The following is a 229-nucleotide window of genomic DNA, read 5'->3' as shown; positions in this document are numbered from 1 at the left end:
GCAACCGCTGCGCCGCTACTACCTGGGCGACGCCGCGGCGGCCGAAGCGGCCGCTGCCGCCGTGGCCAGCCAGGGCAAGGCCTGAGCCCGGCGCCGGCACCCCGGGCGGGCATCGGGGAACCGAAACGCGCCGCCGCATTCCTAGGTGTATATTGCAACGCAACCGTTCTAAGGGTTGAGTGATGGGCCAGAAATTGAAGATTGCCGGTTGGGTCGCCGTGGGCGCCCT

The 229-nt window shown here is 69.4% G+C and carries 1 pseudogene; it reads left to right on the top strand.

Annotation, left to right across the window (positions count from 1 at the left end):
- Positions 1–85, top strand: a pseudogene (gene gpmA, locus HA630_RS27365) (2,3-diphosphoglycerate-dependent phosphoglycerate mutase); the annotation flags it as partial.
- Positions 86–229: the final 144 nt, after the last annotated feature.

The sequence above is a fragment of the Aquabacterium sp. A08 genome, assembly GCF_011742065.1.
This window is presented reverse-complemented; position numbering and strand designations above follow the sequence as displayed.